At 64.5% G+C, this 16,479-nt stretch carries 15 protein-coding genes and 1 pseudogene; 7 read left to right on the top strand and 9 right to left on the bottom strand.

What is annotated here, in order from left to right; all coding sequences use genetic code 11:
* From SE92_RS29145 to SE92_RS29155, 3 genes are all read left to right on the top strand, one after another.
* Positions 1-294, top strand: a 294-nt coding sequence (locus SE92_RS29145; protein WP_198172817.1) for a MotA/TolQ/ExbB proton channel family protein, incomplete at its 5' end; no start/stop codon positions are given.
* Positions 295-298: 4 nt separating this feature from the next.
* Positions 299-739 (top strand): TonB system transport protein ExbD, encoded by a 441-nt coding sequence (gene exbD / locus SE92_RS29150; RefSeq protein WP_063201277.1) that lies wholly within the window; start codon positions 299-301, stop codon positions 737-739.
* Positions 739-1,566: an energy transducer TonB family protein gene (locus SE92_RS29155; protein ID WP_063201280.1), complete on the top strand. Its 828-nt coding sequence runs from the start codon at positions 739-741 to the stop codon at positions 1,564-1,566. Before exbD ends, SE92_RS29155 begins: the two co-directional genes overlap by 1 nt.
* Positions 1,567-1,610: 44 nt before the next feature.
* Here the strand turns inward: SE92_RS29155 and SE92_RS29160 are convergent, their stop codons facing one another.
* The 6 genes from SE92_RS29160 to SE92_RS29185 all read right to left on the bottom strand — a co-directional run bounded on the left by SE92_RS29160 (position 1,611) and on the right by SE92_RS29185 (position 8,612).
* Positions 1,611-2,966 carry an esterase-like activity of phytase family protein gene (locus SE92_RS29160; RefSeq protein ID WP_063201283.1) on the bottom strand — a complete coding sequence of 452 codons (1,356 nt, stop codon included), beginning with the start codon at positions 2,964-2,966 and terminating at the stop codon, positions 1,611-1,613.
* A 110-nt stretch (positions 2,967-3,076) separates the two neighbouring features.
* On the bottom strand, positions 3,077-4,045 hold the full coding sequence (locus SE92_RS29165) for an MBL fold metallo-hydrolase (RefSeq protein ID WP_063201286.1): 969 nt from the start codon (positions 4,043-4,045) through the stop codon (positions 3,077-3,079).
* A gap of 110 nt (positions 4,046-4,155) precedes the next feature.
* Entirely contained in the window at positions 4,156-5,055 is a 900-nt protein-coding gene (locus tag SE92_RS29170) for a carbohydrate ABC transporter permease (RefSeq protein ID WP_063201289.1), read from the bottom strand.
* Complete coding sequence (locus SE92_RS29175) at positions 5,048-6,004, bottom strand: carbohydrate ABC transporter permease (RefSeq protein ID WP_063201291.1); 957 nt, start codon at positions 6,002-6,004, stop codon at positions 5,048-5,050. The genes SE92_RS29170 and SE92_RS29175 overlap by 8 nt, the downstream gene beginning before the upstream one ends.
* A 139-nt stretch (positions 6,005-6,143) precedes the next feature.
* Positions 6,144-7,484, bottom strand: a complete 1,341-nt coding sequence (locus tag SE92_RS29180; protein ID WP_063201293.1) for an ABC transporter substrate-binding protein — start codon at positions 7,482-7,484, stop codon at positions 6,144-6,146.
* A gap of 84 nt (positions 7,485-7,568) precedes the next feature.
* Complete coding sequence (locus tag SE92_RS29185; RefSeq protein ID WP_063201295.1) at positions 7,569-8,612, bottom strand: C-terminal binding protein; 1,044 nt, start codon at positions 8,610-8,612, stop codon at positions 7,569-7,571.
* 260 nt (positions 8,613-8,872) lie between these two features.
* Here SE92_RS29185 and SE92_RS29190 point away from each other — a divergent pair, with 260 nt between their 5' ends.
* Entirely contained in the window at positions 8,873-10,558 is a 1,686-nt protein-coding gene (locus tag SE92_RS29190; protein ID WP_063201296.1) for a methyl-accepting chemotaxis protein, read from the top strand.
* 236 nt (positions 10,559-10,794) lie between these two features.
* Here SE92_RS29190 and SE92_RS29195 read toward each other — a convergent pair whose 3' ends face one another.
* A complete protein-coding gene (locus tag SE92_RS29195; protein WP_063201298.1) occupies positions 10,795-11,772 on the bottom strand; it encodes a Bug family tripartite tricarboxylate transporter substrate binding protein in 978 nt (325 codons plus the stop codon).
* Between the two features lie 220 nt (positions 11,773-11,992).
* Positions 11,993-12,928, bottom strand: coding sequence for a DMT family transporter (locus SE92_RS29200; RefSeq protein WP_063201300.1), 936 nt, complete (start codon positions 12,926-12,928; stop codon positions 11,993-11,995).
* Between the two features lie 94 nt (positions 12,929-13,022).
* Between SE92_RS29200 and SE92_RS29205 the strand changes: the two genes are divergently transcribed.
* Positions 13,023-13,424: a DUF1330 domain-containing protein gene (locus SE92_RS29205; protein ID WP_063201302.1), complete on the top strand. Its 402-nt coding sequence runs from the start codon at positions 13,023-13,025 to the stop codon at positions 13,422-13,424.
* Between the two features lie 125 nt (positions 13,425-13,549).
* Here SE92_RS29205 and SE92_RS29210 read toward each other — a convergent pair whose 3' ends face one another.
* Entirely contained in the window at positions 13,550-14,482 is a 933-nt protein-coding gene (locus SE92_RS29210) for a DMT family transporter (RefSeq protein WP_063201304.1), read from the bottom strand.
* Positions 14,483-14,903: 421 nt separating this feature from the next.
* On the opposite strand from SE92_RS29210, the gene SE92_RS29215 reads away from it, so the two are divergent.
* Together SE92_RS29215 and SE92_RS29220 are read left to right on the top strand one after the other, a co-directional pair.
* Positions 14,904-16,196 carry an adenylosuccinate synthase gene (locus tag SE92_RS29215; RefSeq protein ID WP_063201306.1) on the top strand — a complete coding sequence of 431 codons (1,293 nt, stop codon included), beginning with the start codon at positions 14,904-14,906 and terminating at the stop codon, positions 16,194-16,196.
* 37 nt (positions 16,197-16,233) lie between these two features.
* Positions 16,234-16,479 (top strand): annotated as a pseudogene (locus SE92_RS29220) (hypothetical protein); the annotation flags it as partial.

Below are 16,479 nucleotides of genomic sequence, written 5' to 3' on the forward strand. Positions count from 1 at the left end.
GCGCCCTTCGTCGGCCTGTTCGGCACGGTCTGGGGCATCACGAACGCCTTCATCGGCATCTCCGAGAGCCACACCACCAGCCTCGCGGTGGTTGCGCCCGGCATCGCCGAGGCGCTGCTCGCCACCGCGCTCGGTCTCGTGGCGGCGATCCCGGCGGTTGTGATCTACAATCATCTCGTCCGCGGCATCGCCAATTACCGCGCCCTGCTCGCAGACGCTTCGGCCCAGCTCATGCTGCTGGTCAGCCGCCAGCGCGACCACAGGGAATTCCGCCTGGCGCGGGCGGCGGAGTAGGGCCATGGCCGCAAAGCTCGGTGCATCGAAGCTCGGTTCGCGCGGCGCTCCGGATGATCTCGACGTCACCCACGAGATCAACGTCACGCCGTTCATCGACGTGATGCTGGTGCTGCTGATCATCTTCATGGTGGCCGCTCCGCTCGCCACCGTCGATATCGGCGTCGAATTGCCGGCGACCGCCGCCGAGCCCGCGCCGCGGCCGGACAAGCCGACTTTCGTGACGGTGAAGCCGGATCTCACCGTGGCCGTCGGCGAGGAGACGATGGCGCGCGAGGGCCTGGTCACGGCGCTCGACGCCGCCACCAAGGGCCGCAAGGACGAGCGGATCTATCTGCGCGCCGACAAGGCGGTCTCCTATGGCGACCTGATGGAGGTGATGAACGCCCTGCGCAATGCCGGCTATCTCAAGGTCGCCCTGGTCGGCCTCGACGGACGCAACTGATGGCCGCGAACGCCTTTGCCCTGCACGAGCCGCTTGGCGAACGCGAGGCCGCGCGCTGGGGCGGATCGGCAGCGGTGATCGTGGCGTTGCATCTCGCCGCCGCGCTGCTCGCGATGAATTGGCTGAAGCAGATGCCGGACCAGGGCGTCAACATGCCGGCGATCCTCGTCGACATGACGCCGGAGACCTCCGCGCCGCAGACAACGCCGCTCGATATCGCGCCGGGACCGGTGATGCAGCAGGCGGATGCCTCGCCACCCGAGTCGGTGCAGCAGCAAGTCGTCGAAGAGATGATTCCATCAACGCCGCCGCAGGAGAAGCCGGACGTTGTGGCGCCGCCGGAGCAGAAGCGCGAGCCAAGTCCGCTGAAGCCCGAGCCGGCCAAGGTCGAGCCCATGGAGAAGCCCGCGCCTGTGAAGCCCAAGGCGGTGCGCCCTGATGCCCGGAAACCGTCGGAGGCGCCGCCCGCCCCCCGCACCAGCGCGCCGCCGCGTGCGGAGCGCCAGGCTCCGCTGGCCTCGGCCGTGAGCGCCGGTGCGGTCGCTTCGGCGATGGCGACCTACTACCAACGCGTCCGCGCGCATCTGATGCGCTTTCATCAATATCCGGCGGCTGCCAATGGTCAGAAAGGCGTGGTCAGGCTGAGCTTCACGCTCGGTCGCGGCGGCCAGGTCCTGTCCAGCCGCGTCAGCGGATCGTCGGGCATTGCGGCGCTCGACGCCCAGGCCGCGGCGATGATGCGTCAGGCCCAACCGTTTCCGGCCATGCCGCCCGAGATCACATACTCGACCGTTCCCATCAACATCCCGGTGATCTTCGGGAAGTGAGAGAGCACCTCCCCCGCGGGAAGCGGGAGAGGAGCGGGACAGGTCTACTTCGCCTTCAGGAAATCGGCGACTTCGAGCAGCATGAACTCGTCGTCGTCGGCCTTGTTGGGATCGCGGCTGGAAGAGAACGGCAGATTGCTGTCGTTGCCGACGATGATGTGAGTGTCGTCGACGCGATCGACGTTCTCGATGGTGAAGAACGGGAAAGTGTAGACGCCGTCGTTCAGCGGCTTCCGCGCCTTCTTGTCGGGATCCCTGATCTTCATGAGGTCGATATAGCCAATCTTGCGCACGGGCTTGCCGACATTGGCGTCGGTGAGCTCGATCTTGTAGATGCGCTTGAACTTGGCGAGATCCGGGAAGCAGTTCTCGCCGCGGGTGCCTTGCGGGCAGGCCTTGTCGGCGGTGCCTTCGCCGTTGTCGCGCTCGATGATGAGGCCGGAGGCCTGATCGATCATGTTGAAGTCGCCGATCGCGTTGCCGTTTTGCTCGAACACATACTGCCAGTAGCGGCCGGTGAACTTCTCCGCGGCGACGTCGAATTCGAGAATGCGGGAGGCTTCCTTGCCGTCGACCTTCTCCCAATCCTTTTTCTCGGCATCCCACAGCGGGCCTTCGAGCAAGCCATAGAGGAATTTGCCGTCCTTGGACGAAGCAAAGCCCTCATAGCCCTTGGAGCGGCGGAGGTTGACGTTGGTGTAGGTCGCGCCAGGCGCGCCCGGGGTCGCCACTGCCCAATTGTCGGGCGAGCGTACCGGCTTGCCGTCGGCAACCGTCTCGAACACGCCGAGGATCTTGCCTGATTTGTCGGCCTTCAGGATGTAGGGGCCGAACTCGTCGCCGATCCAGAAGACATCGCCGATGATCTGGAAGCCTTCGGTATCGAAGTCGGAGCCGGTCAGATAGCGCTTCTGCGTATCCTCGTGGACGATGCGGAAAGGCACCTTCTTGTCGGGATCGTGCAGGAAGATGGTTTCCAGCCGCTCGATCTTGCCGCCCGCCCAATCCATCTTGTAGCGATTGAGGTACAGCATCGAATCCGGCGAATTGGCGCGTGCGCCCATGCCGTTGTCGGTGATGACCCAGAAGCTGCCGTCGGGCATGGTCTTGATGCCGGAATGGCCCTGCAGCGGCTGGCCCTTGAACGGCAGCGACACGCCGGTCGGACGCTCATAGGACTTGCCCATCACGGTGCCGAGCGCATCGACGCGCTTGCCGGTGGTGTATTTGCCGGAGGTCTTGAGATCGGCGGGGGCATCGGCCGGTGCGTCGATGAAGGTCGCGGCCGGCATCACCACGTGGCCGGCGAGCTTGGCCGGGAATTCACCCTCGCTCTGCGCGAGCGCCGAGCTTGTGGCGAGAATGATCGTTGCGACGGTGGAAAGAAAAGTCGCGCGCATGTGCGTCTCCTGTTGGCGGACGCACGCCTTATGCGGATCGCGTGTTGCAGTTTTGTGAAGCCGGGCGAAAGGCCGCAGGCTCGGGCTATTCCTTTACCGTGCGCTGCTTCTCACGCGGTCTCGTAGACCAGTCTGGTGAAGAAGCCGGGGTCGATGAGAAATTGTCCCCACCTCGCGTCGAATTTGGCGGTGGGCTTGGCGGCGACCGTCTCGTCGCGTGTCTTTCCCTGTCTCTTGAGATTGCCGACATTGTCCCTGATGGCGGCCAGCATGTCGCGGAATTCCTGTAGCTCTGCCTTGTTGCTGACGGGTTTGCCGTGACCGGGGATGATGATGGTGTCGTTGTTGGCGACCGCCAGATTGGCGTCGCAGGCCGCGATCATGCCGCCGATGCTGCCGCCGGTTGAATGGTCGATGAAAGGGTAGATGTTGTTCCAGTAGGTGTCACCGGCGTGAAGAATGTTGGCCTCGGCAAACATCACCGAGATGTCGCCATCGGTATGAGCCGGACCGCTATATCTCAGCGCGATTGATGCGCCGTTGACTTTGAGATGATGGTCCTTGGCGAAGACCTCCGTCGGGACTGCATTCGTCGCGAGAGGCAGGAAGTTGTAGTCCCAATCCTCGACGCGCTGCACAACGGACAGGTGCTTGCGGGTGTTTTCGTGCGCGATGATCTTCGCGCCGGCGGCGTGCAACCAGTCATTGCCATCGGCGTGGTCGAAGTGCCAATGCGTATTGATCAGATGCTTGATCGGTTCGCCGCCGAGCTCGGCCAGCGCCTTAGTCAATTGGGGCCGCGAGACACCGATGCCGGCATCGACCAGAAGCTTGCCGTCGGATCCGGTGAGCACGGCGATATTGCCGCCGGATCCTTCGAGCACGCTGATATTGTTGCGCAGCTTGTAGGTCGTGATGGGCGATTTCGCTGCGCTGTCCTTGATCAGGCTCACGATGCCGCGCGCTTCGGCGAAGGCTTCCCTCGGGCTAAGCCAGCCGGCCGTGGCGGCAAAGGCGCCGCCAACGCAGCACAGGCAGAAGCCACGTCGGGACAGTGCGGGGAGTTTCGGCGACGCCATGCGATGGTCCTTTCTTGGATATGTCTTGGCGGCGCCAACGACTGAACCCGTCGCCGTCGCAGCTGTTTGCGCCAAGAAAGGCGGCCGATCTATCAGGATAGCACGATAAACTATTCCTTCACCGCCCCGGTCAGCGAGGATACGTAGTAATCCACGAACAGCGAGTAGAACACCGCGACCGGCAGCGATCCCAGCAGAGATCCCGCCATCAGCGCGCCCCATTGGTAGACATCGCCGGTGACGAGCTCGGTCAGGATCGCGACCGGCACGGTCTTGTTGGCCCCGCTCTGGATGAAGGCGAGCGCGTAGATGAACTCGTTCCAGGACAGCGTGAAGGAGAAGATGCCAGCCGAGATCAGCCCGGGCACCGCCAGCGGCAGCGTGATCCGGCGCAGGATCTGCAGGCGCGTCGCGCCGTCGACCAGCGCGCATTCCTCCAGCTCGTAGGGGATCGACTTGAAATAGCCGATCAGGAGCCAGGTGCAGAACGGCACCAGGAAGGTCGGATAGACCAGGATCAGCGCCAGCGGCGAGTCGAACAGGCCGAACTGCACCACGACGGTGGCGAGCGGAATGAACAGGATCGAGGGCGGCACGAGATAAGCGAGATAGATGCCGAGGCCCACATAAGGGCTACCGCGGAAACGTAGCCGTTCGATCGCATAGGCGGCGAGCGTCGATGCGATCAGCGACAGCGTGGTCGAGCCGATCGCCACCGTCATCGTCGTCCACAGCCAGCGTGGATAGGCGGTGTCGAACAGCAGGTGCTTGATGTGCGCCAGCGTCGGCGAGGAGATCCAGAACGGGTTGTGATCCCGGTAGTTCATCAGCTCCGCGTTCGGTTTGAACGAGGTGATCGCCATCCAGTAGAACGGAAACAGCAGGATCAGCACGAAGCAGCCCAGCGGCAAATAGATCATCATCAGCCGTCGCAGCCCGGAATCCCAGGCCATGGTGTCGGGGGCGGCCTTGGCGTCCGCGATGCCTTGTTGCGCGACCGTGTCAGTCATTGGCCTCTCCCTGCTGCCATTTGCGGCGCGCCAGGCCGAAATAGGAGAACAGCGTCGCGAACACCAGGAACGGGATCATCGACACCGCGATCGCTGCGCCTTCGCCGAGCTCACCGCCGGCGATGCCGCGCTGGAACGCCAGCGTCGCCAGCAGATGGGTCGAGTTGACGGGTCCGCCGCGGGTGATGGCGTAGACCAGCTGGAAGTCGGTGAAGGTGAAGATGATCGAGAAGGTCATGACGATGGCGAGGATCGGCATCATCATCGGGAAGGTGATGTAGCGGAAGCGCTGCCAGGCGCTGGCGCCGTCGAGCATCGCGGCCTCGTAGAGCGAGGGCGAGATGGTCTGCAGGCCCGCCAGCAGCGAGATCGCGACGAAGGGAATGCCGCGCCAGATGTTGGCCGCGATCAGCGAGAACCGCGCCGGCCAGGGCGAGCCGAGGAAGTCGACATTGCTCGATCGCCAGTGCAGCACATCGACCAGCAAATAGGAGATGATCGAGAATTGCGGATCGTAGATCCACCAGAACGCCAGCGCCGAGAGCACGGTCGGCACGATCCAGGGCAAGAGGATGATGGCACGCAAGATGCTCTTGAACGGAAAATGGTTGTTGAGCAGCAGCGCGAGCCAGAAGCCGAGCGCGAACTTCCCGAAGGTCGCGATCCCCGTATAGACCACGCTGTAGAAGACCGCGTTCCACCACAGGGGATCGGTGAGCAGATACTGGAAGTTCTCGAAGCCGACGAAGATGCCGCGCCGGCCGATCGTGGTGTCGGTGAAAGCCAGCCAGATGCCGAGGCCGAGCGGATAGGTGAGGAACACCGAGAGCAGCCCGATCGCGGGCGCCAGGCACATCGCGATCAGGAACGGCTTGTAGTCGAACAATCGCACCAGCCAGGAGGGCTGCCGGTGCGCCAGGGCGGGAGAGGAGAGGGTGGTCACGGACATGCGTGTCGACGTCCTGTTCTATGCTGTCGCTACACTCGTCGTTGCGAGCGAAGCGAAGCAATCCAGTCTGTCTCTGAGGCGATAGTCTGGATTGCTTCGTCGCAAGTGCTCCTCGCAATGACGACGGCTCGGTCGTCCGCTACCTCTGTCGCCGGAAGTACCGCTTGCAGCGCTGCTCGGCTTCCGCGGCGGCGGCTTCCGGCGTGGCCGCGCCGGTGGCGACAGACGCGCACATTTGAATCAGCACGTAGTCGGCGCTGACGGCGCCGGTCGCCGTCGAGATCGGACCTTTGTAGCCGTCATAATAGGTGCTGTTCATGGTGTCCTTGAACAGCTTCACCTTGGGATCCTGCGACCACACGGCGGCCTCGGCATAGGCGGCCAGCGGCTGCGACCAGTAGCCGGAATTGGCGTTGAGCCACGGCTCGTACTGGTCCTTTTCCAGCATGTATTGCAGGAAGGCCTTCGCGGCGTTGGGGTACGGGCTGTGCTTGAACACCATGGCGTTCAGCGTCAGGCCGGCCATCGGAGAGACCTTGGCGAGGCCCTTGGGCAGCAGCTGGTGCTCGCTGTCCTCGGCGATCGCCTTGGTCGCCGGGTCGTTCTTCAGCGAGAAGTACAGCGAGACGCCGTTGGCGGTCAGCGAGATCTCCTGCGAGGAATAGGCGCGGTTGTTGCTGACGTCGTTCCACGATGGCGTGCCCGCGATGAAGGTGGGGTAGATCTCCTTGACCCAATTCAGCGCGGCGATCGTCTCCTTGCTGTTGATGACGACATTGCCTTCCTCGTCGAGCAGGGACGCGTTGTGCGACCACAGCGCCCAATTGGCGAAGCCGTTGCCGTCGCCCTTGGCATTGCCGAGTGCGAAGCCGGCCGGCTTGCCGGCCTTGTGCAGCTTGCGGCAGAGGTCGAGGATTCCGGCATGGTCTTCCGGCACCTTGTCGAAGCCGACCGATTGCAGGATCGACTTGCGGTAGATCAGGGGCCCCGCGGTGGCGCCGAACGGCAAGCCGATCCAGGCGTCGCTCTTGTTCTTCTTGCCGTAGCGCTGCGCCAGCGGCAGCCAGCCGCCATAGCGCTTACCAACATAGTCGGCGACGTCTGTCAGCTCGATCAGCTTGTCGACGTAGATATGGGGGGCGTCGGAGAAGCCGATGATGATGTCGGGGCCCGCGCCGGAGTTCGAGGTGACCGCGGTCTGCTGGTTGATGTCTTCCCAGCCGACGAAGTCGACCTTGACCTCGACGCCGGTCTCCTTGGTGAACTTCGCCGCGTTGGCGCGGAACACATCCTCGTCGGCCTGGACGAAACGCACCGGGCGCAGCATGCGCAAGGACGCGCCCTTCTCGATCTCGCGCTTGGGCGCCGCCACGTCGGCAGCTTTGATGTTGGATGTTTGCGCTGCAGCACCGGTGGCAGCAAACGTTGCAGCGGATAGGCCCAGCGCCAAGGCATCACGACGTGTGATGTCGTTCCTCATCAGTACCTCCCTATGATGTTCCCCTCCCGGCGTTGATCGCCGGTGAAGGGTCGTTCCGGTCGTTGGCGCCTTTGCGCCGGCCGCCTAGCTGTTCGGCCCGCGATCCATGCTGACGGGTTGCCAGCGACGGAGCGAGGTCGTCTGCAGTACCGACGGATTGACGCAGCTTACCGGCCACATGCCCTGCAGCACCAGTGACAATTCGTAGCCCACCCGGCGCTTGCGCGCTTCGTCAAACCGTGCCGAGGCCGAGGCGACGTGGGCCGTCAGCGTCACGTTCTCCATGCCGAGCAGGGGATTGTTGTGCGAGGGCGGCTCCTTCTCCAGCACGTCGAGGGCGGCGTGCGCGATCCACCCCTCCTGCAGCGCCTTGATCAGGCTCTCCTCGTCCACGGTGGCGCCGCGGCCGGTGTTGATGAAGATCGAGCCCTTCTTCATCTGCCGGAAGTGCTTCTCGGTCAGCATGTGATGCACCTCGGGCCTTGCCGGGGCATGCATCGAGACGAAGTCGGATTGCGACAGCACCTCGTTCAGCGTCGCCGGGATCACGCCGTGGTCGTACATCAGCGTTTCCTGGATGAAGGGATCGTAGGCCATCATGCGCAGGCCGAACGGCGCCGCGCGCTTCGCAACGGCACGCGCGACGCGGCCGAACGAGACGAATCCGAGCGTCTGGCCCATCAACCTCGGGATCTTGAGCAGCGCCGGCCGGCCCTCGGCCCAGCGTCCGTCGCGCACCATGCGGTCCTGCTCGACCAGGCGGCGAAAGCCCGCGAGCAACAGCATCATGGCGTGATCGGCGACCTCTTCGATGAAGGTGTCGGGAATGTTTGTCACCGGGATCCCCCGGGCCGTGGCGGCCTTGACGTCGACGCTGTCGACACCGACCGAGCCGAGCGTGATGACCTTGCAGGTCTCCAGGCTGTCGATGATGGTCTTGGTGATGGGAATGCCCTTGGCATAGATCGCGTCGGCGGTCTTCGCGGCGGCAATGAACTCGGCCTCATTGGCGGGCGCCTCGACGATTTCGGCGTCGATCGGATCGAGCGCTTCGCGCTCAAAGGAATAGTCGCTGCCCGCGACCGTGAAGCTCGCGCCCTTCGGCGTCACCACCCTGTATTTCGGCATGTCTCGCTCCCGATTTGGTTTGTCGGTTCTTGTTGTGACCCGCCTCCGCGGGCGGGCCTTTGCGTCTTTTACGCGAAATCGAGCTGACGGCGTACAATTCCCGGTTGTCGGCTCGGAAGTAAATTGCCGGTTTTCGCGGCTGCGTCCGGGCTTCTACGGAGGGGCGTAAGTAACTTGCTAAGGGGTCTTCCACTAAAAATTGATTCGATTTTGATCGATCTGGTCGCGTGCCCGTATCCCATTATTGCCGGAGCCATCCTGTGAAGTTGAGCAATCTGAAGATCGCCCCGAAGCTCGGCATTCTTGTCGGCGTCACCTTGTTTGGCCTCTGCATCTCCGGCGTCCTCGCCGGCTACCTGATGAAGCAGGAGATGGTGAACGCGCGCATCGACCAGGCCAAGGCGATCGTCGAGCTGGCGCGCAACTATGCGGCCGCGCTGAAGAAGCGCGTCGACGCCGGCGAGCTGACCAAGGACGCGGCGTTGGCCGAGCTTCGCCGCTACGGCAATGCGATGACCTACGACAACGGCGCGGGCTATCTGTTCGGCACGTCCTATGATGGCATCACGCAGCTCGCGCCTGATCCCAAGCAAATCGGCGCCAACCGCATGGATGTCGTGACCAACGGCCGAAAACTGTCCGTTGAGCTGATGGACGGCGTCAAGGCCCACGGGTCGATCCTGCTGTATTATGAGTATGTGAAGCCCGGCCAGCCGACGCCGATCCGCAAGCTTGGTTACGCGGTGGCGGTGCCAGGCTTCGATATGTATCTCGGCACCGGCGCCTATCTCGACGACATCGACACCAAGATGGGCCCGGTCTACTGGATGCTTGGTCTTGCCATGCTCGGCATCTTCATTGTCGCCGGCGGCGTCGCCTGGCTGATCAGCCGCGGCATCAGCCGTCCGCTGGCGCTGCTCGGCATGCGCATGAAGGATCTCGCCGACGGCAAGCTCGAGGGTGACATTCCCGGCGTCGGCCGCGGCGACGAGGTCGGCGCGATGGCCGCCACCGTGCAGATCTTCAAGGACAATGCGGTCCGCATCCGCGACCTCGAGAAGACCGAAGCCGATGCCAAGGAACGTGCCGCGGCAGAACGTCGCAGTACGATGGAGGGCATCGCCAACGACTTCGAACGCAGCGTCAACGGCATCGTCCGCTCGGTCTCCTCGGCCGCGGCCGGCATGCAGACGACGGCGCAGTCGATGACGGCAACCGCCAGCGACGCCTCGTCGCGTGCGGCGACGGTCGGCGCTGCCTCGCAAAAGGCCTCCGGCAATGTCGGCACGGTCGCAGCGGCCGCCGAAGAGCTGTCGAGCTCGGTTGCGGAGATCTCCCGTCAGGTCACCCGCTCGACCGAGGTTGCAAGCAAGGCGGTCAGCGACGCCGAGCGGACCAATGCCACGGTGCAGGTGCTCTCGACCGGCGCCGAGAAGATCGGCGAGGTCGTCAAGCTGATCCACTCGATCGCGGCGCAGACCAATTTGCTCGCGCTCAACGCCACCATCGAGGCGGCCCGCGCCGGTGAGTCCGGCCGCGGCTTCGCCGTCGTCGCCTCCGAGGTCAAGGCGCTCGCCAACCAGACCGCCAAGGCGACCGAGGAAATCTCCGCGCAGGTCGCGGCGATGCAGACTTCGACCAGCGACGCGGTCACGGCCATCTCCGGCATCACCCAGACGATCGCCGAGATGAGCGAGATCACCGCGGGCATTTCCGCATCGATCGAGCAGCAGGGCGAGGCGACGCGCGAGATCGCCCGCAACATCCAGTCGGTCGCGGCCGGTTCGAGCGAGATCAACGCCAATATCGGCAGCGTCACCTCGGCCGCGGAAGCGACCGGCAACGCGGCCACCGACGTGCTCACCAACGCCCGCGAGCTGGACAGCCAGTCCGGCGCGCTTCGCAGCGCCGTCGACGGCTTCCTCGCCAAGGTGCGTGCGGCGTAACCACAGGCACTGAATCGTAAGGTGGGCAAAGACGCGAAGCGTCGTGCCCACCTTTTTTCTTGTTTCGCTGACACGCGTGGGCACGCTTCGCTTTGCCCACCCTACAGGTCTCGTGCCCCGGGCGCAGCGCAACACGCAGTGGTGCGCTGCTGAACCGGGGCCCATGCCGCGGCGATCTGGGTCCCGGCTCTGCGTCGCATCGCTTCGCGCTGCGCCGCGTCCGGGACACGAGAGTCCTATTGCTTCTCGATCTTCGCGTTGGTGATCAGCTTCTCCCACAGCACCAGCTGCTCGCCCACGAAGGTGCCGAGCTGCTCCGGCGTGCCGGAGAAGGCGTCCATGCCGAGCGTGGCGAGCTGGGCCTTGATTTCCGGCTTCTCGACGATCTTCCGGATCTCGGCGTTGAGCCGCGTCACGATTTCCTTGGGCAGGCCGGCCGGGCCGAAATAGCCCTGCCAGGACGAGATGTCGAAATCGGGCACGCCGGCCTCCTGCATCGAGGGCAGGTTCGGCACCAGCGGCGAGCGCTCCTTGGTGGTGACGGCGAGCGCGCGTAGCGCGTTGCCCTGGACATGCGGCAGGCCGGTGAGGATATCGACGAACATCATCGAGACGCGGCCGCCCATGACGTCGTTGAGTGCCGGCGGTGAACTCTTGTAGGGCACGTGCAAGAGGTCGAGCCCGGCATTGTGCGCAAAGGTCGCGCCCGAGACGATTGCGGAGGACGATCCCGAGGCGTAGCTCAGCTTGCCGGGATTGGCCTTGCCATAGGCGACGAGCTCGCCGACGGTCTTGGCCGGCACCTCCGGATTGATCACCAGCATGAAGGGCAGATCACCCGTGCGCGCGATCGGGGTAAAATCCTTGACCGGATCGTAAGTCAGGCTCTTGAGCAGATAGGGATTGGCCGAATGCGTGGTGTTGGTGGTCACCAGCAGCGTGTAGCCGTCAGGGGCGGCCTTCGCGACATAGGTTGCGGCGAGCATGCCGTTGGCGCCCGCCTTGTTCTCGATGATGATGCCGACGCCGAGCGCCTGCGACAGATGCTGCGAGATCAGCCGTGTCGTGGTGTCGGTGCCGCTGCCGGCCGCGAACGGCAGCACCAGCGTGATATTGCGGCTGGGATAATTGTCGGCGTGAGCCGTGGATGTCGCGGCAAGGCACAGTGCGGCCGCAGCCACGGCACGCAGGTTTCGAATCAGCCCTGAAATCATGGTTGGTCGTTCCCTCTTTTTGGTTGGCCGGGAACCTAGCCTCTCTAATCCGAAACCGGAAGACGGGAGTTTGTCTCGTGCCACGGACGCTGCGCAGCACGAAGTGACGCGCTGCAGAGCCGGGGCCCATGCTGCGACACTCTGGGTCCCGGCTCTGCGCAGCAGCGTTGCACGCTGCAGCGCGTCCGGGACACGAGCCCGCAGCGTCCGCCGCACGGAATTACTTCGCCGCCGAACCCTGGCGCGAGGCGAATACGACGCCGGCGAGCACCAGCGCGTAGCCGATCAGGTGAAACGGCTGCAGCTTCTCGCCGAGCAGCAGGATCGCCATAGCCGAGCCGAACACCGGCACCAGATGGAAGAACGGCGCCGCCCGGTTCGGCCCGATCAACGCCACGCCGCGGTTGAAGAACAGATAGGCCAGCGTCGAGGGAAAGATCAGGATATAGCCCAGCGTCGCCAGCGTCATCGTATCGAGCTGCAGCACGCGGCCGCTTGCCGCTTCCCAGATCGCCGCGGGGATCAGCATCGTCGCGCCGCAGCAGGTGGTGAAGGACAGGAAGGAGAGCTGATGGATCTTGGGCCGGCGCGGAATGAAGGCCGAGTAGATCCCGAACGCCACCAGCGAGGAGGCGAACATGATGTCGCCCCTGTTGAAGCTGATGCTCGCGAGCGCGGCGAGATCGCCGCGCAGGATGATGATCAGGACGCCGAGCAGCGAGATCGCGATGCCGGCGAACTGCGCCCCCGTCAGCCGCACGCCGAACAGCACCAGTGACCACAGCGCCACGAACAGGGGACCGGCCGACTGGATCAGAAGCGCGTTCAGCGCTTCCGTGTACTGCATCGCCCAGTACGAGATCGCGTTGTTGAAAGCGAAGCCCACCAGCGACAGGAACAGCATCAGCGGCAGGCTCTTGCGCAGAGCCGGCCAGTCGCGCTTCAGATGCGGCCATGCGAACGGCAGCAGGATCAGGAACACGCCGTACCAGCGGATCGTGGTCACCGTCAGCGGCGGCACATGCGCGCCGACATGGCGGGCGAGCACGATGTTGCCGGCCCAGAACAGCGAGCTCAGGCTGAGCAGCAGATAAGGCTGGTTGTTGAGCCAACTGGCCGGATTTGAGGCCTTTGGCGCGGGCGAAGCGATCGTCATTGGCGTTGTTCTGCGAGCTTGCGCCGGATTGGCGTCGTGGCACAAGTCACAGCGCCGCAATGCTACAATGCAGGCAAACCCTGAGGAGGCGCCTTTGGCGGTCAATATGTTGAACATCGCGGGGCTGGAGCAGCTCGATCCGCAGGCGCCGGTGGTGATGCTGAACCTGATGCGTTTCCACGCGCGCTCGCGCGACGGCGATGGATCCGGCTGGGACGCCTATCTGCGCTACAGCGCCATCACGGTGCCGATGATCAAGGCGCGTGGCGGCACCTTGCTCTGGACCGGCGAGGCCAAGGCCATCGCACTCGGACCTCATGCCGGCAACGACTGGGATTTCGTCGCGCTGGTCCATTATCCGACCGTTGCGGCTTTCCTGGACATGATGACGTCGGAAGCCTACGAGCGCGAGGCCGACCCGCATCGCGTCAACGGTTGCGCCGAGCACGTCATCATCGCGACGAGTGAAGCGTACAGCAAGTTCAGGACCGGATAGCGCTACGTTGCGGGTCGACAGATTTGTAGGGTGGGCAAAGGCGCGCTCTTTGCGCACCGTGCCCACCTTCTCCATCCCGACTGGCATGGTGGGCACGCTTCGCTTTGCCCACCCTACGATCGGAATTACGTCGCCTGCTTCCTTGACGCAACGAACACGCCCGAGAGCACCAGCGCGAATCCGATGAAGTGGAACGCCTGCGGGTGTTCGCCCAGGAACACCATCGCCATGATCGAGCCGAACACCGGCACGACGTGGAAGAACGGCGCGGCGCGGTTGGCGCCGATCAGGCGCACGCCGCGATTGAAGCAGAGATAGGCCAGCGTCGAGGGAAACACCGCGACGTAGAACAGCGTCAAGAGGTTCGGCCCGTCGAGCTTCATCACGGGACGCGCGGACAATTCCCAGATCTCCAGCGGAATGAGGCAGGCGGCACCGACCCCGAAGGTGAAGGCGAGGAACGACAGGCCGTGCATCGGCGGCCGCTTCAAGCTCAGCACCGAATACAGCGCGAAGATGGCCAGCGCGACGAGGAAGATGAGGTCGCCCTTGTTGAAGTCGATGTTCGACAGTGTGGTGAAATCGCCATGCAGCAGGATCGTGAGCACGCCGCACATCGACAGCAGCACGCCGAATGCCTGCGCCGCGGTGAGGCGAACGCCGAGGATGGCCAGTGACCACAGCGCCACGATCAGCGGCGCGGCCGACTGCAGCAGCAGCGTGTTCAGCGCCTGGGTGTGTTCCAGCGCCCAATATTGCAGCGTGTTGAAGGCGCCGATGCCGGTGATCGAGAGCGTGACCATCAGGCCGAGCTTGCCGCGGATCGCGGGCCAGTCCTGGGCCAGATGTTTCCAGGCGAACGGCAGCACCAGCAGGAAGGCGAAAAACCAGCGCAGGAATGACAGCGTGACCGGCGGGATGTGGCCGGCGGCGAGCCGCCCGACGATGGCGTTGCCGGCCCAACACAGCGCGGTGATGCTGAGCAGCAGGTAAGGCTGGTTGGCGATCCAGCTGTGACCGGATGTATCCGCGTTCGTGGTCTGACCGGTGGCGGACATTTTGATTGGTGTGGCCCCGCGTGCACCGAGGCCTCCGGCCCGGCGGGATCCGGGCCGGCTGATCGCCCGGCGCTGTCCACAGACACGGAAATCGGGCCAGCATCAACGGGGGGCGGACGCATCGCGACCATGCAGCGGCGGACAGCGCCTCTCACGCTTTGGTCGGAGCCATTGCGCCGGCCGCGAATGTTGCGAGATTTTAAGGGGATATCAAAGGCTTGGGCCGCGCTTTGGGCCCTGAAAAAGCCCCGTTCTTGCTTGCCTAGAGAGGCTGCTTCCTTTATCCGGTGGGGCTGCCTCGCGTGCGAACGGCCTTGGGCCGGGAATTGGGCTGGGCGCAGGCATGATCCCGGAAAAGTGGGTCCCGGTTTTCTGTTCGGATCATGCCCTTACAGAGAAATCTTCGAAGGATTACCCGCGAATGGCCAATGTTGTCGTCGTCGGCGCCCAGTGGGGCGACGAAGGGAAGGGCAAGATCGTCGACTGGTTGTCGGAGCAGGCGGACATCGTCGTTCGCTTCCAGGGCGGCCATAACGCCGGCCATACGCTGGTGATCAACGGCAAGACCTACAAGCTCGCGCTGCTACCCTCGGGCGTGCTGCGCGAGGGCAAGCTGTCGGTGATCGGCAACGGCGTGGTGTTCGATCCCGCCGCCTTCCTCGACGAGGTCACCAAGCTGCGCTCGCAGGGCGTTGCCGTTTCCCCGGACAATCTGCGTGTCGCCGAGAACGTCACCCTGATCCTGCCGCTGCACCGCGAGCTCGATGCGCACCGCGAATCCGCTAATGCGGCGACCGCGATCGGCACCACCCGCCGCGGCATCGGCCCGGCCTATGAAGACAAGGTCGGCCGCCGCGCCATCCGCCTGATGGACCTCGCCGACCTCGATACGCTCCCGCACAAGATCGACCGGCTGCTGGCCCACCACAATGCGCTCCGCCGCGGGCTCAATCTGCCCGAGTTCGACGGCAAGGATATCCTGAAGGAATTGAGCGCGCTGGCGCCGCAACTGCTGCCCTACGCCGAGACGGTGTGGCGCCTCCTGGACATCAAGCGGCGCGAAGGCAAGCGCATGCTGTTCGAGGGTGCGCAAGGCGCGCTGCTCGACGTCGATCATGGCACTTACCCTTACGTCACCTCGTCCAACACGGTGGCGGCGCAGGCCGCGACCGGCGCCGGCCTCGGGCCGGGCGCGGTCGGCTACGTGCTCGGCCTGTGCAAGGCCTACACGACGCGCGTCGGCCAGGGCCCGTTCCCGACCGAGCAGGACAACGAGACCGGGCGCAAGATCGGCGAGCGTGGCCGCGAGTTCGGCACCAATACCGGCCGCCCCCGCCGCTGCGGCTGGTTCGACGCCGTGCTGGTCCGCCAGGCGGTCCGGACCTGCGGCATCAACGGCCTCGCGCTGACCAAGCTCGACATCCTCGACGGCTTCGACACGATCGAGGTCTGCACCGGCTACAAGCTCGACGGCAAGGAGATCGACCATTTCCCGGCCGGCGAGGGCGCCCAGGCCCGGGTCGAGCCGATCTACGAGACCATCGAGGGCTGGAAGGAGCCGACCGCCAGCGCGCGGTCCTGGGCCGACTTGCCGGCTCAGGCCATCAAATATGTCCGCCGGATCGAGGAATTGGTGGGGTGCCCGGTCGCACTGCTTTCCACCAGCCCCGAACGCGAGGATACTATCCTGGTGCAAAACCCGTTTGAGGCTTAACGATCTCTTACTAGGACGCGGGTATAGTTGAGTTGAAATGGCTGATTACTATCCGCTGATCGCCCGCGCTATTGCCGCCCTGGATCCCAACGCTCCCGGCGAAAGCCGTCGCGCGCTCTATGAGCGGGCGCGTACGGCCCTGATCGCGCAGCTGCGCAGCGTGCAGCCGCCGCTCTCCGAATCCGAGATCACCCGAGAAAGGTTGTCGCTGGAGGAGGCCGTCCGCAAGGTCGAATCGGAGGCGGCCCAGCGTGCCCGCGAGGCCTCGCGCCCCGGTGGGGGC

This window comes from Bradyrhizobium sp. AT1, from assembly GCF_001590795.1.
GTDB lineage: Bacteria > Pseudomonadota > Alphaproteobacteria > Rhizobiales > Xanthobacteraceae > Bradyrhizobium.